Here is an 18,725-nt window from a genome sequence, read left to right as displayed (position 1 = left end):
ACCTTGACACCGGTAGGCACGATCTGGCGTTCGCCGATGTGCGTGACCTCGCGCGTGGAGCGCTGCTCGATGGGAATGCGGCTGCCGTCCGGGGTATCGAGGTCGATCGTCGAAAACGGCGCGGCCACGTAGAAGGGAATTTTGTGCTCCTTGGCCAGCACCGCCACCATGTAAGTTCCCACCTTGTTGGCGACGTCGCCGTTGGCGGCGATGCGGTCGGCGCCTACTACCACCGCGCTGATTTTCCCCTGCTTCATCATGGCGCCGGACATGCTGTCGGAAATCACGGTCGTCGGAATGCCGTCCTGCATGAGCTCCCACGCGGTCAGGCGCGAACCCTGCAGAAACGGCCGCGTCTCGTCAGCGAAGACGTGCAGCTTCTTGCCGGCTTCCACGGCGGCGCGGATGACGCCCAGCGCGGTCCCGTATCCGCACGTCGCCAGCGCGCCGGCGTTGCAATGCGTGAGCACGCCCCCGCTGGCCGGCAGCAGCGCCGCTCCGTGCCGTCCCATGGCCTCATTCGCCGCGATGTCTTCCAGGTACATCTGCCGCGCCTCGACGATCAGCGCCTGCTTCAGTTGTGGCAGCGGCAGGTCGCTCGATTCCTCGAACTTGCGCTCCATTCGGCGGATGGCCCAGAAGAGGTTGACGGCGGTGGGCCGCGTTTCTCCCATCGCTTCACAGATTTCCGTAAAGTTGCGACGCAATTCCGAAAGATGGTCGCCTTCGGCGTCGCGCACGCCGAGCGCGATCCCCATCGCCGCCGCCACGCCAATCGCGGGGGCGCCCCGCACCGTCATGTTGCGAATGGCTTCCGCGACTTCTTCGTAGCTGGTGGCGGTGACGTAAGTTTCCTCCGTCGGCAGTTTCCGCTGATCGATGAAGCGGACGCCTTCTTCAGTCCATTCCAGTGTCTTGACCAAAATTTCTCCTGCTATTTTTCCGCGTGAGCTTGCTGGACCTTCTTGAGCCGCAAGTGCTCTTCCCGGATCTCGGCAGCGGTATAGATCGATACAAACGGGGCCGGCGTGGCGGCCTGTTCCACCCTGGCGCGCCCGCCTGCGTCTTCCCGCTCCACCAGGCACATCACGCCGATCACTTCAAACCCAAACTCGCGCGCCGCTTCAATGGCCTGCACCGTGGAGGCGCCGGTGGTGCATACGTCGTCCACGATGACCACGGCCGCGCCCTTGGCGCGGAAGCCCTCGATGCGCTGGCCAGTGCCGTGCCCCTTGTCGCCCTTGCGCACGATAAAGGCATGAATCAGCCAGGCCTCGGGCGATTCCGTGGCCGATTGATCCGGGTGGCGCGCTTGCACCTGCTGCGCCGTCAACATCGCTACCGACACCACAATCGGGTCGGCGCCCAACGTCATGCCACCGATCCCCTGCGGCACCCATCCGCGGCGATAGAGCTCGTCCACCACCGTCCTGGCGGTGAGGCGAGCCCCGTTGGCGTCGAGGGTGGTGGCGCGGCAATCGATGTAGTAATCGCTGGTGCCGCCCGACGACAGTTTGAATTCGCCAAGGCGGAATGATTTTTCCGCCAGCATGGCTAGCAACTCTTGTCGGGCCACAATCATGGTTCAACAAAATACCACGCGACCCCGGCTAGGCTCATCTCTTGCGTTGAACTGGGGCCGGAGAACCTCCGAAACCTTGAAACCTTGAAACTTCCCCTTCACCCCAGCTTTTCGAAGTGGCGAAAGTGGTCGCTGGCCACGTAGAGCATCCCGAACAGGGTTGCGTTATACCCGACGTGAATCAGGAAGGTCGTCGCCACCGAGCCGGTACGGGCGCGCATCACCGTCAACACCACCCCGACGAAAAACAGCAGCAGCAGAGGCGCCCAGGCATGCGCCAGCTGCGAAGCGTGGATGAAGGCGAACAGAGCCGAGGTGACCACAATCCCTGATAGCATTCCCCACCGCCGCGCCACGGCGGGATAGAGAAAGCCGCGGAAAAACAATTCTTCGACCAGGGGAGCAAAGGTCAGGCCAAAGACCGCCATCATGTAGGCGCCTACGGTATCGCGGAAATAGCGGTCGATCGGCAGTGACTTGGGCACAGGCAACAGCACCGATGCGCTTTGCACCAGCAGCGCCAGCGCCACCCCGAGCGCCATCCATCCGAACCACGAGGCACCCGGCCAATTCCAGCGGATGGCAGTGAGCGGATCGACGGCCGCGCGTTCATCCTGATGCGACCGCTTGGACGACACCAGATAGTACATGAAGGCCAAAACCACCAGGTAAGCCGCGAATTGCGCCGGGATGACAACGCGCGCATTGCGTGCCAGGTCCGCCGGCGAGATGTTCGACGCGCCGCGCAGCGCTATCGCCATCGCCACCATGCTGAACAGCCCAATGGCGATCATCGCCACCACTGCGATGCGGACCACGTCCCACAGTCCCCACGGCAGTTCTTCGGCCGACGCCTCCAGGGTCGCGGAGACGGCCTGCGGCGCGCGCTCCTGGTCAAGTGGGGAGAGCGTTTCGGGCGGAAGGGGATTTTCACCGAAGGACAAGCGCCTCAGCCTCAATTCACAATGTACTTGGATGCGATGGCTGCGGCAAATCGGCGCAAGGATTCGCATTCCGCCGCGCGCCGCTTTCCGCTACACTGGCGGCAATCTCACCCATGAACCTTTTGCGGCCGATCCTCGCCTTCGCCCGCCGGCGCGCAGTGCGGTGGTACCTCATCCCGTCGCTGCTGGTCGCACTTGCCCTGTTCGTGACCATGCAAGTTCCCGACGTCCAACTGCATTCGTTCTTCAGTATCTTCCTGGCCGCCGTAGCCGTCTCAGCTTATGAGGGCGGTTGGCCGGCGGGCACGACTGCAACCGCCTTGTCGGTGCTCGCCAGCGACGTGTTTGTTCTGCCGCCCACCTGGTCCAACGCCGCTGCGGCGGACCACGTCTCGCGCCTGTCTACGGCCTTGCGCATCGACAATCCCACCGACTGGGTCAGGCTGGTGGCCTTCGGCTTCACCGCGTTCGTGATCTGCGTGCTGGCGGCTTTGATCGAACACAAGGAGCGGGCCCTGCGCGGGGCAAAGCAGTTTCTCAGTCAACAACAGCACGAGATGGAATTCCTGAGGAGCACGGCCAAGATCTGGTCTTGGGAATACGACTTGCAGACCCGGCGCGTCACCTGGACCAACATGTACAGCCCGGTGGCGCTGCGCCGGGAGGAGCCGCTGGAATGCTGGCTGGATTCGATCCATGGCGAGGACCGCGAGCGCGTGAAGGCTGAACTGGACCGCGCCATGGTGGACGGGGAGTTTGAGGCGGAGTACCGGATCCTGGTGGACGGCTCCCGGCCGCGCCCGGTCATGGGCCGCGCCGTTCTGTATTCCATCGATGGGCAGATCGCCGGCCTGCGCGGCATCGAGATCGACCGTGAGCTCCGCGCCGCAGCCGCTGCGAACGTCTAAGCTCGCGCGCGCTGTCCGAAATATTCCGCCAGCGCCTGCCCGGTGTAGGACTTCTTCATCTTCGCAACCTGTTCAGGCGTGCCCTGGGCCACGATGCGCCCGCCGTCCTCCCCGCCTTCCGGGCCCAAGTCCACGATCCAGTCGGCATTGGCGATGACGTCGAGATTGTGCTCGATGATGATGATGCTGTTTCCCAGGTCGGTCAGCCGGTGCAGAACATCGAGAAGTTTGTGCACGTCGTCAAAGTGCAGCCCGGTCGTCGGCTCGTCGAGCAAGTAGAGGGTGCGTCCCGTCTGCCTCTTCGACAATTCGCGCGCCAGCTTGATGCGCTGTGCTTCGCCCCCCGACAACGTCACTGCCGATTGTCCCAGGTGAATGTACCCGAGCCCCACGTCCACCAGCGTGTGCAGCTTTTGGCGGATCTGCGGAATGTTCTCCAGCAACGGCAGCGCGTCCGCTACCGGCATTTCCAGCAGGTCGGCAATCGACTGCTCCTTGTACTTCACGGCCAGCGTTTCGTGGTTATACCGCCTGCCGCCGCACACCTCGCACTGAACGTAAACGTCGGGCAGAAAATTCATCTCGATGCGGCGCTGGCCTTCCCCTTGGCACGCCTCGCAACGTCCGCCCGGCACGTTGAATGAAAACCGTCCCGCCTTGTATCCGCGTTCGCGCGATTCCGGCAGCATGGCGTACAGATCGCGGATGTGCGTGAACACGCCGGTGTAGGTTGCCGGGTTAGAGCGGGGCGTGCGCCCGATCGGCGACTGGTCGATGCCGATAACCTTGTCGATGTTCTCCGCCCCTGAAATCGACTTGTGCTCGCCGGGTCTTTCACGCGAGCGGTAGAGCTGCTTGGCCAGGGCGCGATACAGGATGTCGTTCACCAGGGTCGACTTTCCGGAGCCGGACACACCTGTGACCACGGTCATCACGCCCAGCGGAAAGCTGGCGTCGAGCGACTTCAGATTATTTTCGCGGGCGCCCAGCACCGCGATCGCATTGCCGTTGGTGTGGCGGCGCTCGGCGCGATGCGGAATCTGTTTCTCCCCGGAAATGTACTGCCCGGTCAACGAATCCGGCGCTTGCATAATCTGCTGCGGCGTGCCCGAGGCCACCAGCGCTCCCCCATGTCGTCCGGCGCCGGGGCCGAGGTCGACCACGTAATCGGCCCGGCGGATGGTCTCTTCATCATGTTCAACCACCAGCACGGTGTTGCCCAGATCCCGGAGCGACTCCAGCGCCTGCAGCAATCGGTCATTGTCGCGATGGTGAAGTCCGATGGAGGGCTCGTCGAGCACGTACAGCACGCCGCGCAGCTTGGAGCCGATCTGCGTCGCCAGCCGTATGCGCTGTCCCTCGCCCCCCGACAGCGTGGCCGCCGAGCGGTCCAGCGAGATGTATCCCAAACCGACGGCATTCAGGAACTGCAGGCGTTCGGCGATTTCGTGGACCACGCGTCCGGCGATTTGCGCCTCGCGTTCGCTGAGTTTGATCTGCGCCACCGCTCCCGAGGCGCGCGCGACCGGCAACGCGGTGAAGTCGGCAATCGACATGCCGTTCACTCTCACGGCCAGGCTTTCTGGCCGCAGTCTTCTGCCCTGGCAAGCAGGACACTCCGTCGCGCTCATGTAATTCAGCAGCCACTCGCGATAGCTTTCCGAGGTGGACTCTTCCAGGGTCTGGCGCAGAAACGCGAGGATCCCGCGCCAGCCCAGCCGCGGCGAACCGTTCGCCTCCGCTCCATAAAGAAGATAGTTCTGTGTTTTGGGGGACAGTTGATCGAAGGGTGTGTTCAGGTCGATCCCGGCGGCTTCGGCAGCGATCTGAAGCATATGCTGCAAATTTGCGGAACCCGATCCCGGCCCCAGCCCGCCGTCCAGCACCGGCTTCGACCAGTCCACGATCACCTTCGCCGGATCGAAATCGTACTTGCTGCCCAGCCCGTTGCATTCCTTGCACGCGCCGTACACGCTATTAAACGAAAACGAGCGCGGCTCCAGGACCGGCACGCTGATGCCGCAATCCGGGCACGCCAGCCGCGACGAGTACAGGTGTTCCTCCCCGCCCACCACCGCCACCTGCACCAATCCTCCTGCCAGCTTCATTGCCAGCGCCACCGATTGTTCCAGCCGCTTCTCAATCCCAGGTTTCACCAGCAGGCGGTCGATGACCACCTCGATGGTATGGTTCTTGCGCTTGTCGAGACGAATGTCGTCTTCCAGGCTGACCAGTTCACCGTCAATGCGGGCGCGCGAAAAGCCGTGCTGCGCCAGCTTCTCCATCTCTTTCCTGAATTCGCCTTTGCGCCCGCGCACGATCGGCGCCAGGATCATCACCCGGTCTTCGGGCTTCAGCGCCATTACCCTCGAGACGATCTGCTCCGCCGACTGCCGCGAAATCGGCTGTCCGCACTTCGGGCAATGCGGCACGCCCACCGACGCGTACAGCAGCCGCAGGTAGTCGTAGATTTCAGTGATTGTGCCCACGGTCGATCGCGGGCTGCGGCTAGTCGTCTTCTGCTCGATCGAAATCGACGGGCTTAGGCCGTCAATCGCGTCCACGTCGGGCCGTTCCATCTGGTCGAGGAACTGGCGCGCATACGCCGACAAGGTTTCAACGTAACGCCGCTGCCCCTCGGCGTAGATAGTGTCAAATGCCAGCGACGATTTCCCCGAACCGCTTAGCCCCGTCACCACGGTCAGCGCGTTGCGCGGAATCTCAACGTCGATGTTTTTCAGGTTGTGCTGCCGCGCCCCACGTACGGAAATCTTCGTAATCGCCATGAATCAGTGCGGCACGGGTCCGGGCCCGTGTGCTCCCTCCGCTGCTCCCGCCTCCGGCCCAGATCAGGTTCCCAATCTGACAATGGTACCGCCCCAGGCCCATGTCAAAGGCCATGTCCCTCAGAGATGTGGACGCGTCCCCGGGAAAGTTCCAAAGTAATAAGGCGCAGCTCTACTCCGTATCTTAGTTGTCAACGTCGTCGAGCGTCAACGGAGCTAAATTGTCAATTCGCGCAGTTGCCGCATCTGAGTGCAAGCCAGTCTTGCAGATAGGCGGCCGGCGATGGCTTGGCGACTTTATGACCGAACACTGTTGCGAGAGGTTGCGCGAGGCAGTCGATGGCGACGCGATTCTCAACCAGCCGCTGCGCACGATGCATGGGCGGATCCTTAACGAGATCGATTCCGACTATGCCGTGCGCTCGCCCGAAGACCGGCCCAATCTTTACCCGATCAATTTCTGCCCGTTCTGCGGCCGGGCAGTGTCGCGGACCATCTGGAACGCGGAAAAGAAAAAGTGAGGTTCAAGCGGTTTCACTTATAGGAAGTCCACAGGCTTAGTTGTAAGAACTTGGGCAGCAGATACGGCCTCCGGGGCTGCACCGCCGCGCCTGAGCTGGAAATCGTGAGCGGCGCATCCGGAGTAGCTGGATTCTGCATCAGAAGAAGAAAGGTCGGTCGGGCTTGACTCCGTTCATTGCTGTGCTAACGCTAGGTTTCATCATCGTTGCGGCCCTGGGTTTGGGCGTTGTCATCGGCTACGTTGTCATCAACGGTATCCTTCACGCGATGCGGCGCGATCATCAGCCTGTTCGCAAGACTGCCCTGGCCACCACGGAAACAGCAGGCGGGGACTGAAATTTTGTTGTCGGGACGTGCAATCGGGTCATTGGGAAGTAGTACCAGGTTACTTTACCCAATTACCCGATCTTCACTTCTTGGCTGGTTTGTGTAGCGCCGGATTTCAAGTTGAGATCGGCGGAAGTTTAGGGCTCGTTCTGTGGCGGTTGTCTGCCCTGCTGTTGCTGCTGCTGCTGCTGTTGTTGCTGTTGCATCCGCTGTAGCTCTTGCAACAACTGTTCCGGCGTTTTCACCTGGTTGGGATTCTGCTGGTTCCCATCTGGATATTGAACCCCCGGTTGACCCACCTGCGGTTGCGGCATTCCAGGTTGAACTATGCCCGGCTGCGGCATTCCCGGCTGAGCTACGCCGGGCTGCACCATCGGTTGCTGCGAGGTCTCTTCCACCTGCGGCTGCATCTGCTGCGGTTCTGGCGCCGTGTCCTCGTCATCCGCCACGATTTCCGGACGACCCGCGCCTCCGGGGATCCGCTGCTGCTGCGGACTTGGCCGCGACCCTCCGGCCTGGGCTGCCTGTGCCGTCGCAATGCCGGGCGCGCTGGCGCTGCCCCCCTGGTGAACAGTCAGAATAACTTGCGCCAACTCCACCGGATTGGTCGGCGAACCCAGCACGATGTAATCGAACCGCGATCCCTCCAGCAACGACGCCACCACATCACGTGGGTTGCCCGGTCCCAGTTGCACGGCGACGCGATCATTCGCCGTGTCCGCAGGCATGTCCACCTGCGCCCCGGTGCGCGCCTTCACCGCGCTGAGGATCGAGCTCAGGGTCGAGTTGGGAGCGAAAATGCTGAGCTGCCCGTTCTGATATGTAACTTGGGGTGGCACTGGCGCCATCTGGTAGGGACGCGGTGGCTCCGCCGGCTGCGGTGCTGGTTGCGGTTCCGGCGTTAATTGAGGCTGCGGCTTGGCCGGCGACGCCTTCTTGGCGGATTTCCGCACCGCGCCTTTTTTGGGCGAAGGCGGCGGTGACGGCGTTTGTGCCCAGGCGCCCATACCCAGGCTAAGTGCCAGTCCAGCCGCTGCTATTTTGGACACTATCCCCGGCATTGAGCAAGATTCTACACCTTTTGCTGCCGCACCGAATTGCCCTTTTAGGATGGGCCCGGACGGTTATTAAAACATCTGAACTGCTGGATTGCCGCATCCAATCCTGAGTAGCGCCACAATAACGATATCCAGGTCCTATGTTGAAAGTTGTCGGGTTGTGCGCTTCGATTTCGACTGACAAATTCTAGAACGAGAGTCCCATGCGTTTATTTGCACGCCGCTGCCTGTTCCTGTTTCTGATTGCTGTAACCGCCCCTGCGTTTTCGCAGCAATGCCTCACCGGTGACGACATCGACGCCGGCGCCCGTTCCAACCTTCAGAACACGGCCCAGCAGTTCTTTCGCATGTCAGCCGCCGGCGACTACGCTGGCCTGAAGAACAGCTCCATACCGGCCGTCGCAAATAACTTCGGCTCAATCGAGACTGCGGCGGCGCAGAACAAGGAGAATTTCGAGGGCGCCCAGGCGACGGTACGCTCTGTGTACGTGCTGGAAGCGCCTGGCACCGCACCCTACCCGCGTGCCGAGTTCTTCTGTGGCGTATATAACTCACCGGACCGGACCGAGATTGTTCTTCCGAAACTGGATCCGGGCCGTTACGCGCTTGTCATCGAGGACGCCAGCGGCGGCAAGGTCCCGATGACATTAACGTTGGTGTTCAAACAGATAGGGCTGGCTTGGAAACTGGCGGGTTTCTATCTGCGCCCCAAGCAGATCGCCGGTCATAACGGTCAGTGGTACCTGGCTCAGGCGCGGCAGTTCAAGTCACGCGGCGATAGCTACGCCGCATGGTTTTACTTTCTTTCCGCCTGGGACACGGTTGCCCCAGTCGATTTCATGAGCACACCCGAGCTGGACAAAATCAACGAGGAGCTCCAGCAGTCCCGGCCCGCGGAGCTTCCCTCGCCTTCAAAACCACTGTTGCTGGCTGCCAATGGCAGGACCGTCAATATCACCAGCATGACGGCTGATCCGCAGAACAACGGCCTGCAGCTTGTCGTCCGTTACCAAGTGCCGGACATCACCGATGTGGACTCGGCGCGCAACCAGAACTTGACCGTCGCGCGCGCTCTGATCTCCAAATACCCCGGCTTCAGGGACGCGTTTACGCAGATTGTCGCGTATGCGGTCGATCCTCAGGGGCGAGCCTTCTGGTCACCTTTGCCGACAAAGGATGTGAGATAGCCTTGGCCGCACGCTTTAGCTGAAAAAAGCAGCGGCGAGATCAGGAGACTCCTTCCACGATGCGCACGTCTCGCTCGGCGGCGCCCTCCAGTACTTTCAATGCGGCTTGATAACCGGGGCTTGCGTGGGCGGCGATTGCTTGTTCCACACTGTCGAATTCGATCACAACCGATCGTTGCATCAATCCCGCCTCGAACGTCTTGACCGGCATGCCTCGCGTCAGAAAGCGGCCGCCGCCGGCTTGAATTGCCGGTCCCGCCAGCTTCCCGTATTCGGCGACCGCCGTGGGGTTCGAAATCGAGCGGTAGAAGTTGATCCAATATCCCTTGGCCATGCACACCTCCCGAAACATTCTCCTGATTTTATTCCCAATCGCTAATGGCCCAACCGCGCACGCGCGCATTGCCTCCTGCCCATCCTCCGCCGTAGAATCATTGGTTTCGAACGCATTCACTGGACTCTTCTATGAACAAGGTCGTTGCCAATGCCGACGAGGCTATCCGTGACCTCCAGGATGGCGCCTCCATCCTGGTCGGCGGCTTTGGCCTCTGCGGTATCCCCGAGAACCTGATCCACGCTGTGGTCCGCAAAGGGGTCAAGAACCTCACCACCATCAGCAACAACGCCGGCGTCGATGACTTCGGCCTTGGCCTGCTGCTCCAGACCAGGCAGATCCGCAAGCACATCGGCAGTTATGTCGGCGAAAACAAGTTGCTGGAGCAGATGGTCCTCAGCGGCGAACTGGAACTGGAACTGAACCCGCAGGGCACGCTCGCCGAGCGCATTCGCGCCGGCGGCGCCGGTATTCCCGCCTTCTTCACGCCCACCGGTTACGGCACTGTCATCGCGGAAGGCAAGGAAGAGCGTGAATTTGACGGGCGCATGTACATCATGGAACGCGCGCTGCGAGCCGATTTTGCTTTTATCAAGGCCTGGAAGGGCGATCGCTGGGGCAACCTGATGTATCGCAAGACCACGCGCAATTTCAATCCCATGATGGCCACCGCCGCGCGTGTCACCATCGCCGAAGTCGAGGAATTGATGGAGGTCGGCCAAATTGATCCCGACGACGTTCACACCCCCAGCATTTACGTGAAACGCATTTTCCAGGGAACGGGTTACGAGAAGCGTATCGAGAAGCACACGGTGCGAAAAGCAGGAGTTAGTCATTAGGGGTAGTTAGCAACGGGCCGGCACGGCTTTAGCCCTGCCGCATAAATCGTGTCATCCCGAGCGAGCACGACGGAGCGGATGCGAGGGAGTTCGAGTCGAGGGACCTTGTGTTTCCGCCACTAACGACCACCGACCAACGACGATCACACATGCCGATGCCGGAATCCACCGCCGATGAAGTTCGCACCTCCGTGCTCCGCTACCTGCGCATGTACGAGGAAGGAAATTTCACCCTCGGCGACCTCGCGGCGGAACTCGCGATCATGACCTCTTCCTACGAACACGCCATGGGCGGCATCTCGGATTCGTTCGGCGCATTGCTGGCGACCGCGGCGAAATACCGCTCGCAATTGCAAGCCGATGCCCGTTCCTCCTACGCCGAGTTCGAAGAGGCCCTTACTGATTTTCGTCGCACCGAAGCTTTCTGGAGCTAAAGCTAAGAGCTGATTATGGTCACCACACCCAAACCGCCCAAAGTGCAGGACACTACCAAGCGCGACCGCATCGTGCGCCGCATTGCCCAGGAACTCCGCGATGGTTTCTACGTCAATCTCGGCATTGGCATGCCTACGCTGGTCGCCAACTGTGTTCCTGAAGGCATGCACGTCATTCTGCAATCGGAAAACGGCATGCTCGGCATCGGACCTTACCCGATCGAAGGACAAGAGGATCCCGACTTGATCAATGCCGGCAAGGAGACCGTCACCGAGATTCCCGGTACCTGCTATTTCTCCAGCGCCGATTCCTTTGCCATGATCCGCGGCGGTCACGTCGATCTCAGCGTGCTTGGCGCCATGGAAGTCGATCAGGAGGGGAACCTCGCCAATTGGATGATTCCTGGCAAAATGGTGAAAGGAATGGGCGGAGCCATGGACCTGGTAGCCGGTGCGCGCCGCGTCATTATCGCCATGGAGCACACCACCAAGGACGGCCAGCCAAAGATTCTGACCAAGTGCTCGCTGCCGCTTACTGGCGTGGGGGTGGTGAACCACATCGCCACCGAGATGGCTTGGATGACCGTGACCCCCAAAGGTTTGCTGCTGGAAGAAGTGGCGCCGGGTCTGACCGCCGACGACGTACAGCGCGCCACCGGCGCCAAACTTATCCTCAGTCCGCAACTCAAGACGATGAACGCGTAGTAGGACTCCGCCGTTTGTTCCCGCTGCTTTGGCATCGCGCCGCCTGCGAAACCTGCATCTATTTTTCGTGAACGCAACGCGGCATCGTTGCCGCGTTCACCATCTTTCATTGGCTCTTGACGAACACTCTAGCGCGCATGTCGGGGGGAGTGCCGTGGAGTAGTTGTACGGAGGCTGCCCATGGCCGCTATTCGACTGTTATTCGTGGACGATGAACCGGCACTCCGCCTTACTCTCCCGGTGATTCTGACAGCGCACAATTTCGAGGTTCATTCCGCGGCCAGTGTGGCGGAAGCGCTGCAGCTGATCAACAGCAACACCTTCGACGTCCTGGTCGCCGATCTCAATATCGGCGAGCCGGGAGACGGTTTTACCGTGGTCAGCGCGATGCGGCGTACCCAGCCCGATTGCGTCAACCTCATCCTGACCGGATACCCAGCATTTGAATCGGCGCTGGAAGCCATTCGCAGCCAGGTCGACGATTACCTGGTCAAACCCTGCGACGCCGAGACCCTGGTGTCCGCCATCGAGCAGCGGTTGAACAATCCGCAGCCGCATCACCGCATTCGCGCCAAGCGCCTTAGCGCTTTCATCCGCGACAATCTCGACGTCATCTTGGCGCGGACCTTGAATTTCATGAAATCACAACGCCAGTTGGGAGCGCTGCCCCTCACCGATGAGCAGCGCATCGACAACCTTCGCGAAGTGCTGCTCTCCATCGTTCGGACACTGGAAAACGAGAGCGCAACTGGACTCAGCGACGCAGCTCGCGCCCTCGCCGCCGCGCATGGCTGCACCCGCCTGGCACAGGGCTACACCCTGCCCTTGATCGTTGATGACACTCGGCTCGTCGATCAGGCTATCTATGAACTGGTGCAGCAGAGCCTGCTGGAATTGGATTTGAGCTACCTCATCCTCGACCTGCGCCGGCTCAATGACAATCTGGAAACCATGCTCCAGGAATCGCTCAATGCCTACCTGGAAGTGAAGGCGGCTTGACCATTCGCCGTTGCCGCGGACAGTTTTTTCACAGGCGCCTGGTCGCTCGCCCGCCCCGTGCTCCACGTTTTGTTTCACTTGCGCGCAGCTCGCGGAACCGGTGCACCGGAAGCTGGCCTATCCCTTGTGGACGTTTCGTAAGTTAATAAAATGAAAAGGTTTACAGTCGCATTTCTCTAAGGTTGACCATCCCGGCCCTGGATACGTACAAGTAACAGCGAAAATCCCGAGTACAGGACGACCTTTTTCATGCCTCATTCGGCAGCGGTGAAACTGACCAGGAGTCGCGAGCGGCGGCTTAGCATCAATGACGATTTGCAAACCCTCAGCCAAGTCCTCTACTTGGTTGGCGTTGGGCTGCCGCCACACCTGGCCGACCTCAATGGTTTCGTGCAACTGGGGAAGTCGGCAGTTCGCCACCTGGCCGAGACATTCTCCGACGTCGATGCGGTTGCTCCCGATCCCGCCGGCTCATCCCACCGACTCCGCACCGCCACTTCCAGCCGCTAGAGATCGGAATGCCACCGTTCTAAGCGGGTCAACACGGATCAGAAAAAACGAAAAAATCAGATCCGCGTGTACCCGCGGCATATCCGCGGCTTGTTTTTTCTGCATTCCTGTACATCCTCCGGGGCCACGACGCTTGCGCGATCGTCCCGGCGCAAAAAAATGCGCGGGCGGTCATAAGGGTGTGGTGGGTGCCGCCCGCGCACAATACCCAATCCCGAGGAGAGTGCCGGGAAAGGGCTACCTCCTGCCCAGGTGAGTAGCAGGAGAATCTGAAAATCTTGCGCGCTATTTGTGGGCGGCGGCTAACAGAGCCGGGCGGTCGTCAGGTCAACGATGTCGGAACCGCTGCCGGCCAGGCCTGCTGGTTCAGCGATCAACCAGGAACGGTGCGCCAAATCAATGACTGCGGTGAACAAGAGAGCGGCTACCGGAGTGACAAACTGCGGCGGTTGAATCGTATGCTTGGAACGCAACGTGGTCAGCGGCGAAGGCACGGCCGGCGACACCAGGATCAGCATCACGGCATATGCCATCACGATTGCGGTAACCCACTTCAGACGACCCACCGGCATGACGAATAAATATCCCCGCCGCTCCAATCGGTCAAGCCCTAATTGCAAGTTCCTGCCCGCTGCGGACGCTCCGCCACTTTCCCGCCCACAGCTACGCAGCTGTTCCGGATTCCTTATCCGCCGCCCGGACCCCCCGGGGAAAACCCGGCAGCGTTGTGTTTCCTGTAATCAAGCGCGCCGAACGCTGGTATGTCAGGTAAGCCCAGAACCAATCCAGCATGACCAGCAACCGGTTGCGAAAGCCGATCAGGAACATGATGTGCACCAGGAGCCAAAGGACCCAGGCGACAAAGCCGCTCACCTTGAATTTTCCGAAGTCGGCGACCGCGGCGGCGCGCCCGATCGTCGACATCGTGCCGTGGTCGTGATAGTGGAAAGGTTCACGACCCAGACCGCGCATCTCCCGATCGATGGTGCGCGCTACGGCTCGCCCCTGCTGCATTGCCACCGGCGCCAATCCCGGCAGCGGCTTGCCCTCCTTGCCGGCAAGGCTAGCGAGATCGCCAATGACAAATACCTCCGGATGTCCGCCAATGCTGAGATCGGGTTCCACCAGCACGCGACCGGCCTTGTCAGTGTTGCCGAGCATGCGTCCCAGCGGCGAAGCGGCAACGCCCGCCGCCCACAAGGTCACCGCCGAGGGTAGAGCCGTGTCGCCGAGCATCACGGCTCCCGGCGTCACGCCGGTCACCCGAGTCGAGGTCCGCACTTCCACGCCGAGGTGCTGTAGTTGCTCCTGCGCGCTTCGCGAGAGGTCTTCGGGATAAGTCGGTAGTACGCGCGCCATGCCTTCCACCAGGATCACGCGCGTCTGCCGCGGATTGATAGCGCGAAAATCCATGGCCAGCGTGCGGTTCGCTACCTCGGCCAGCGTTCCGGCCAATTCCACTCCCGTGGGACCGCCGCCAATCACCACGAAGTTGAGCGGATCGTGCGCCCCGGTGGCAATGGCCTGGCGCTCCGCCAGTTCGAAGGCGAGCAGCACGCGCCGGCGAATTTCCAGCGCATCTTCAATGGTCTTCAATCCCGGCGCGACCGCCTCCCACTCTTCATGGCCGAAGTAGGAATGCGTAGCTCCGGCCGCCACGATCAGATAGTCGTAGTCGATCTCGAAATTCGCCGGCGTCTCGTCTGACGCGGCATTCGAGGTTTGGGAAGCCTGCTTGCAACCGGCGCCGACCTTCACGCGGCGGTTTGCCAGGTCAAAGCCGCAGACCTCCGCCATGAGCACGGAAACATTCTTGTAGCGGCTCAGGACGGCGCGGATAGGGGCGGCAATTTCGCCGGGCGACAATCCCGCGGTTGCAACCTGGTACAGCAGCGGCTGAAAAGTGTGATGGTTCTTACGGTCAATCACGGTTACCGTCACCGGATGTTGCGCAACCGCTGCCGCTGCCGTTAAGCCGCCGAATCCGCCACCGATGATCACGACTCTAGGCTTTGCCATGATTATTGGATGGGAGCTTCGGCCCACACGCTTCCGTTATTGGTTCAGGGGTGGTCGTCAGCTGGAGAAGACGTGTCCCGTCCTTGAGTGACCTGACCGGCGATGATATCTTTTATGGCTCTTTGAGCCACGATTATGGCCGATAAGCAACCTTCTCCGGCGGACACAACGCTGGATGCCTCCACGCCAATTTCCATCGAGCGAATCATGCTGGCGACCGACTTCGACCCGGTGTCGGAGGCGGCGCTGCATTACTCGCTGTCCATTGCCCGGCGCTATGGAGCGAAGGTGTATCTCCTGCACGTCGTGGGCTCGGAGCCATTCCAGTTTCTTCCCGGCGACGCGCAGCAGCGCGCTCTCGAAGACGCCTGGCGCAACGCGCAACGTCACATGACCGACCTGCTGATTGCCGGGCACCTGGAAGGCGTGGACCACCAGGTACTGGTCGAGCAGGGTGATGTCTGGGACGTGCTCTCGCACAAGATTACCGACCTGAACATTAACCTGCTGGTGATTGGGACGCACGCCCGCGGTCGTGTCGGCAAGCTGTTGTTGGGCTCGGTCGCGGAGACAATTTTCCGCCAGGCCCCCTGCCCCGTCCTGATGGTCGGTCCACATGCCGGGCAGGTGAGCGAGCGCACCCCGCTGCAGCCGATCCTGTTCTGTACCGGCTTCAGCGCGCACTCGCTGAAGGCAGGCGGATATGCGCTCTCGTTGGCACAACACCAGGGGGCGCAGCTGGTGTTGATGCACGTGAGTAAGGAAACGCCGCCGTCCGAGGCGGAGCGCCTGCAGATTGTCGAGCAGGCGAAGCGGCACCTCGCATCACTGATTCCAGCCGGCACGCAAATGGCTGAGCCCCCGGAAACGATTGTTGAGTTTGGAACGGCGGGGGACCGGATCCTGGAAGTCGCGCAAAAGATCAAGCCGGGTTTGATTGTGCTTGGCGTGCGGCAGCCGGTCGGATTCGCGCGCCGGCTGAAGTGGGCTACCGCCTATGAAGTGGTTGCCAACGCTCCCTGTCCGGTGCTGACCGTCAGAATGGCAGAGCCGGAGTAGGCGGGCGCCACGCAAGGAACGTGTGTAGCCTTAACCAGCGGCTAAGGCTCTGAAGTTCGCGACATTTCCGAGGCGCCGGGGTTCTGACCCAATAACGCTAAACCCCTGGAGCATGGCCCAAAGACCAGCACTGCAAGCATCCTGCTGTGGTAGCATCCTCTTAATTCGGCCTTAGTTCATTGATGGCAATTTGTGCCCAATGCGGACGGGAGCTAGAGCCGTCTCACGCCGCCGAGGTAAGTACCTGTCCTGACTGCGCAGCGGCAACTTCTCGTTCCGACCAGGCGGCTCCGGGCGAAAACGCTCCCCAAAAAGAAGATCTCGCTCCGTCAGCGCCGTTCTCCGGCGCTCACGAACCCCATGCTGCCGGTCCGGTGTTGATCACGTGCACGCCGGTTTCCGTAACCGCAGTGCTGGTGGCGATCAACATCCTCGTGTTCATTGCCATGGTGGCGAAGGGAGCGTCGATTACCCAGCCAACGCCGGACCAGTTGCTGCGCTGGGGAGCGAACTTCGGCCCCCTGACCTTGATGGGCCAGTGGTGGCGCTTGCTGACGCCGATGTTTGTGCACATCGGCATCGTCCACCTGGCGCTGAACATGTGGTGCCTGTGGGATCTCGGCCTGCTGGCGGAGTTTCTGTACGGCCCCAAAACTTTTCTGGCGCTGTACCTGATGTCAGGCCTGGCGGCCAGCATCGTCAGCGTGGCGCGGAATCCCCTGGTGGTCACGGCGGGCGCGTCGGGCGCAATCTTCGGAATCGCGGGCGCTCTGATCGCTACCTTGTACCTGGGCAAGCTTGCGGCCCCTCGCGGAGCTCTGCGAATCAGTTTGGCCAGCCTGCTCGTGTTTGCGGTCTACAACCTGGTGTATGGGGTCTTAAAGGGCGGCATCGACAACGGCGCTCACGTTGGCGGACTTGTCTCCGGTTTGCTCCTGGGAGCCGTGCTGACCGCGGATTTCCAGCGCCGCCAGTCCTGGCAGGAACGGATTCGGCCAATCCTTTTTCCCATCTTCGCGATAGTGCTGCTGGCAAGCGCGGTCGCGGTGCACTACGTGCACATGCCGGTGGTCCGGCTGGAGCATGCCGAGCAAACGTTTCGCAAGGGCGACACAGCGGGCGCTTTGCGGGAGCTGAACGAGGTGGTCAAGGCCCGTCCGCAATACGCGCCGGCATGGTTGCTTTTGGGCACCGCCTACCTGCGCGCCAACCAGGAGGATCAAGCGGAGGCGGCATTCCAGCGCGCAGCGCAAGTCGATCCCAAGAACTCGGTGGTATTGGCGCAGTTGGGTGTGTTGTACCTGCGTGACAAGCGCTTCGAGCAGGCGCGGCAGGCATTTCAGAAGATTACGGAAGTGAACCCCAAGGACGCGGATGCGCAGATCAATCTTGGCGTGACCCTGAACCTGATGGGGCGAAACGAGGAAGCGGTGACGAGTTTCCGCAAAGCCACCGCGCTCAATCCGAAGCTCGCGCAGGCCTGGTTCAACTTCGGCCTGGGCTCGATGAACCTCAAGCACTACGACGACGCGGTGGAAGGCTTCTCGCGCACCACCGGGCTCGCGCCCAATGATGCCGAAGCCTGGATCTGGCTGGCCAACGCCTACCAGGCCAAAGGCATGACCGAAAAAGCGGACGCAGCTTATCTGACCGGATATAAGCTGCGGGCGAAAGCGCGGCGTCCTGCTCCCAGAAGACAGTAGTCAGGAGTAGCACTGATTTCTACCTCGGGCTCGTTCCCATCTTCGCGGTGATCTGGTTGCGCACTTCCCACAAAGGCTTGTAGAGCGTGCCGTGCTCCATGCGTTGGCGGAGAACTTCCACGGGGGTTCCCATGGTGCCCACCACTTCACCGCCGATAATGCGTTGCGCCAGCTTCAGGTGATGGAAGCGGAACACCTGCATGCGCTCGTCGAACTCGAGCATTTGTTCCGCCAGTTCGTGCAGGGAGAAGAATTCGGCGTGCCGCCGGTAAAGTTCGTCTACCGTGAGGCGCGATTGCTCGAGCTGGCGAAAAAAGATTTCTCCGAGGCGCGGTCCTATATGGAGTAGCGCCACGAAGCCGGGGGAATCCAGGCCGCTGCCGTGCCCGAGTCCGGCCCGGATCACGTGGTAGTCATAGGGCGTGATCGTCTCCAGGATGTGCAGCAGGTCGATGGGGTAATCAAGCATGCGGTTGGCGCGGCGCAGGAGGCGCGCGGCGTCGTCGAAGTCGCCGTGCTCGGTGAACTCGCGCGCGCGCGCCAGTTCCCAGGCGGCGGCTTTCATGAGCAGTTCGGAGGCCTGGTGCACGACCTGGAAGGTCATTTCGTCGGGATGCGACATTTCCCCCGGCGCCTTTTGCAGCCCCAGGAGTTCGTCGGTGCGGAGATAGCGCTCGTAATCGGTAGCGGCGGTGCCGGGAAGAATCGGCTTCTGGAGCTCATCCATGACGCTATTCTCTAGGCCCAAAGCTCGAGGCGCAAGGTCTCAAAGTTTCGAGCATGGTGGCAAACCCCTTCGGAAACTTTGA

Annotated in this window: 20 protein-coding genes; 11 read left to right on the top strand and 9 right to left on the bottom strand. The window is 61.3% G+C overall.

Going from position 1 to position 18,725, the window contains the following annotated elements; all coding sequences use genetic code 11:
• From mtnA to VFI82_08250, 3 genes are all read right to left on the bottom strand, one after another.
• A partial coding sequence (gene mtnA, locus VFI82_08260; GenBank protein ID HET7184666.1) for an S-methyl-5-thioribose-1-phosphate isomerase occupies nucleotides 1-923 on the bottom strand: 923 nt, incomplete at its 3' end.
• 11 nt (nucleotides 924-934) lie between these two features.
• Complete coding sequence (locus VFI82_08255) at nucleotides 935-1,582, bottom strand: phosphoribosyltransferase family protein (protein ID HET7184665.1); 648 nt, start codon at nucleotides 1,580-1,582, stop codon at nucleotides 935-937.
• A gap of 98 nt (nucleotides 1,583-1,680) precedes the next feature.
• The gene (locus tag VFI82_08250; GenBank protein ID HET7184664.1) at nucleotides 1,681-2,526 is read right to left on the bottom strand and encodes a type II CAAX endopeptidase family protein; all 846 of its coding nucleotides are present in this window, start codon (nucleotides 2,524-2,526) and stop codon (nucleotides 1,681-1,683) included.
• 113 nt (nucleotides 2,527-2,639) lie between these two features.
• Here VFI82_08250 and VFI82_08245 point away from each other — a divergent pair, with 113 nt between their 5' ends.
• Nucleotides 2,640-3,434, top strand: a complete 795-nt coding sequence (locus tag VFI82_08245) for a DUF4118 domain-containing protein (protein HET7184663.1) — start codon at nucleotides 2,640-2,642, stop codon at nucleotides 3,432-3,434.
• Here VFI82_08245 and uvrA read toward each other — a convergent pair.
• Nucleotides 3,431-6,220: an excinuclease ABC subunit UvrA gene (uvrA, locus tag VFI82_08240; GenBank protein ID HET7184662.1), complete on the bottom strand. Its 2,790-nt coding sequence runs from the start codon at nucleotides 6,218-6,220 to the stop codon at nucleotides 3,431-3,433. The genes VFI82_08245 and uvrA overlap by 4 nt on opposite strands.
• Before the next feature lie 299 nt (nucleotides 6,221-6,519).
• Here uvrA and VFI82_08235 point away from each other — a divergent pair, with 299 nt between their 5' ends.
• Together VFI82_08235 and VFI82_08230 are read left to right on the top strand one after the other, a co-directional pair.
• Nucleotides 6,520-6,741, top strand: a complete 222-nt coding sequence (locus tag VFI82_08235; GenBank protein ID HET7184661.1) for a hypothetical protein — start codon at nucleotides 6,520-6,522, stop codon at nucleotides 6,739-6,741.
• A 163-nt stretch (nucleotides 6,742-6,904) separates the two neighbouring features.
• Nucleotides 6,905-7,078, top strand: a complete 174-nt coding sequence (locus VFI82_08230) for a hypothetical protein (protein ID HET7184660.1) — start codon at nucleotides 6,905-6,907, stop codon at nucleotides 7,076-7,078.
• A gap of 128 nt (nucleotides 7,079-7,206) precedes the next feature.
• Here the strand turns inward: VFI82_08230 and VFI82_08225 are convergent, their stop codons facing one another.
• Nucleotides 7,207-8,118, bottom strand: a complete 912-nt coding sequence (locus tag VFI82_08225; protein ID HET7184659.1) for a hypothetical protein — start codon at nucleotides 8,116-8,118, stop codon at nucleotides 7,207-7,209.
• A gap of 212 nt (nucleotides 8,119-8,330) precedes the next feature.
• Here VFI82_08225 and VFI82_08220 point away from each other — a divergent pair, with 212 nt between their 5' ends.
• Nucleotides 8,331-9,314, top strand: a complete 984-nt coding sequence (locus tag VFI82_08220; GenBank protein HET7184658.1) for a hypothetical protein — start codon at nucleotides 8,331-8,333, stop codon at nucleotides 9,312-9,314.
• Nucleotides 9,315-9,354: 40 nt separating this feature from the next.
• Here the strand turns inward: VFI82_08220 and VFI82_08215 are convergent, their stop codons facing one another.
• Nucleotides 9,355-9,648: a DUF1330 domain-containing protein gene (locus VFI82_08215; GenBank protein HET7184657.1), complete on the bottom strand. Its 294-nt coding sequence runs from the start codon at nucleotides 9,646-9,648 to the stop codon at nucleotides 9,355-9,357.
• 131 nt (nucleotides 9,649-9,779) lie between these two features.
• Here VFI82_08215 and VFI82_08210 point away from each other — a divergent pair, with 131 nt between their 5' ends.
• From VFI82_08210 to VFI82_08190, 5 genes are all read left to right on the top strand, one after another.
• Nucleotides 9,780-10,487 carry a CoA transferase subunit A gene (locus VFI82_08210; protein ID HET7184656.1) on the top strand — a complete coding sequence of 236 codons (708 nt, stop codon included), beginning with the start codon at nucleotides 9,780-9,782 and terminating at the stop codon, nucleotides 10,485-10,487.
• A gap of 149 nt (nucleotides 10,488-10,636) precedes the next feature.
• Complete coding sequence (locus VFI82_08205) at nucleotides 10,637-10,921, top strand: hypothetical protein (GenBank protein HET7184655.1); 285 nt, start codon at nucleotides 10,637-10,639, stop codon at nucleotides 10,919-10,921.
• Nucleotides 10,922-10,936: 15 nt separating this feature from the next.
• Nucleotides 10,937-11,626: a CoA transferase subunit B gene (locus VFI82_08200; protein ID HET7184654.1), complete on the top strand. Its 690-nt coding sequence runs from the start codon at nucleotides 10,937-10,939 to the stop codon at nucleotides 11,624-11,626.
• Nucleotides 11,627-11,806: 180 nt separating this feature from the next.
• Nucleotides 11,807-12,625, top strand: coding sequence for a response regulator (locus VFI82_08195; protein HET7184653.1), 819 nt, complete (start codon nucleotides 11,807-11,809; stop codon nucleotides 12,623-12,625).
• A 249-nt stretch (nucleotides 12,626-12,874) separates the two neighbouring features.
• Nucleotides 12,875-13,135, top strand: coding sequence for a hypothetical protein (locus VFI82_08190; protein ID HET7184652.1), 261 nt, complete (start codon nucleotides 12,875-12,877; stop codon nucleotides 13,133-13,135).
• 302 nt (nucleotides 13,136-13,437) lie between these two features.
• Here the strand turns inward: VFI82_08190 and VFI82_08185 are convergent, their stop codons facing one another.
• Nucleotides 13,438-13,707: a hypothetical protein gene (locus tag VFI82_08185; GenBank protein HET7184651.1), complete on the bottom strand. Its 270-nt coding sequence runs from the start codon at nucleotides 13,705-13,707 to the stop codon at nucleotides 13,438-13,440.
• A 91-nt stretch (nucleotides 13,708-13,798) separates the two neighbouring features.
• Nucleotides 13,799-15,154 (bottom strand): NAD(P)/FAD-dependent oxidoreductase, encoded by a 1,356-nt coding sequence (locus VFI82_08180; GenBank protein ID HET7184650.1) that lies wholly within the window; start codon nucleotides 15,152-15,154, stop codon nucleotides 13,799-13,801.
• Between the two features lie 135 nt (nucleotides 15,155-15,289).
• Here VFI82_08180 and VFI82_08175 point away from each other — a divergent pair, with 135 nt between their 5' ends.
• Nucleotides 15,290-16,213, top strand: coding sequence for a universal stress protein (locus tag VFI82_08175; GenBank protein ID HET7184649.1), 924 nt, complete (start codon nucleotides 15,290-15,292; stop codon nucleotides 16,211-16,213).
• A gap of 374 nt (nucleotides 16,214-16,587) precedes the next feature.
• A complete protein-coding gene (locus VFI82_08170; GenBank protein ID HET7184648.1) occupies nucleotides 16,588-17,916 on the top strand; it encodes a rhomboid family intramembrane serine protease in 1,329 nt (442 codons plus the stop codon).
• Nucleotides 17,917-17,935: 19 nt separating this feature from the next.
• Here VFI82_08170 and VFI82_08165 read toward each other — a convergent pair whose 3' ends face one another.
• A complete protein-coding gene (locus tag VFI82_08165; GenBank protein HET7184647.1) occupies nucleotides 17,936-18,643 on the bottom strand; it encodes a tryptophan 2,3-dioxygenase family protein in 708 nt (235 codons plus the stop codon).
• Nucleotides 18,644-18,725: the final 82 nt, after the last annotated feature.

The organism is Terriglobales bacterium, assembly GCA_035691485.1.
In the GTDB taxonomy this organism is placed as follows: Bacteria; Acidobacteriota; Terriglobia; order Terriglobales; family Acidobacteriaceae; genus JAIQGF01.
The sequence above is the reverse complement of the archived record's forward strand: the minus strand, read 5'-3'. Positions and strand labels throughout refer to the sequence as shown.

Coding starts and splice junctions, on each gene's coding strand:
- VFI82_08255 (HET7184665.1), bottom strand. CDS start 1,582: ATGATTGTGGCCCGACAAGAGTTGCTAGCCATGCTGGCGGAAAAATCA.
- VFI82_08245 (HET7184663.1), top strand. CDS start 2,640: ATGAACCTTTTGCGGCCGATCCTCGCCTTCGCCCGCCGGCGCGCAGTG.
- uvrA (HET7184662.1), bottom strand. CDS start 6,220: ATGGCGATTACGAAGATTTCCGTACGTGGGGCGCGGCAGCACAACCTG.
- VFI82_08235 (HET7184661.1), top strand. CDS start 6,520: ATGACCGAACACTGTTGCGAGAGGTTGCGCGAGGCAGTCGATGGCGAC.
- VFI82_08220 (HET7184658.1), top strand. CDS start 8,331: ATGCGTTTATTTGCACGCCGCTGCCTGTTCCTGTTTCTGATTGCTGTA.
- VFI82_08215 (HET7184657.1), bottom strand. CDS start 9,648: ATGGCCAAGGGATATTGGATCAACTTCTACCGCTCGATTTCGAACCCC.
- VFI82_08210 (HET7184656.1), top strand. CDS start 9,780: ATGAACAAGGTCGTTGCCAATGCCGACGAGGCTATCCGTGACCTCCAG.
- VFI82_08205 (HET7184655.1), top strand. CDS start 10,637: ATGCCGATGCCGGAATCCACCGCCGATGAAGTTCGCACCTCCGTGCTC.
- VFI82_08200 (HET7184654.1), top strand. CDS start 10,937: ATGGTCACCACACCCAAACCGCCCAAAGTGCAGGACACTACCAAGCGC.
- VFI82_08195 (HET7184653.1), top strand. CDS start 11,807: ATGGCCGCTATTCGACTGTTATTCGTGGACGATGAACCGGCACTCCGC.
- VFI82_08190 (HET7184652.1), top strand. CDS start 12,875: ATGCCTCATTCGGCAGCGGTGAAACTGACCAGGAGTCGCGAGCGGCGG.
- VFI82_08185 (HET7184651.1), bottom strand. CDS start 13,707: ATGCCGGTGGGTCGTCTGAAGTGGGTTACCGCAATCGTGATGGCATAT.
- VFI82_08180 (HET7184650.1), bottom strand. CDS start 15,154: ATGGCAAAGCCTAGAGTCGTGATCATCGGTGGCGGATTCGGCGGCTTA.
- VFI82_08175 (HET7184649.1), top strand. CDS start 15,290: ATGGCCGATAAGCAACCTTCTCCGGCGGACACAACGCTGGATGCCTCC.
- VFI82_08165 (HET7184647.1), bottom strand. CDS start 18,643: ATGGATGAGCTCCAGAAGCCGATTCTTCCCGGCACCGCCGCTACCGAT.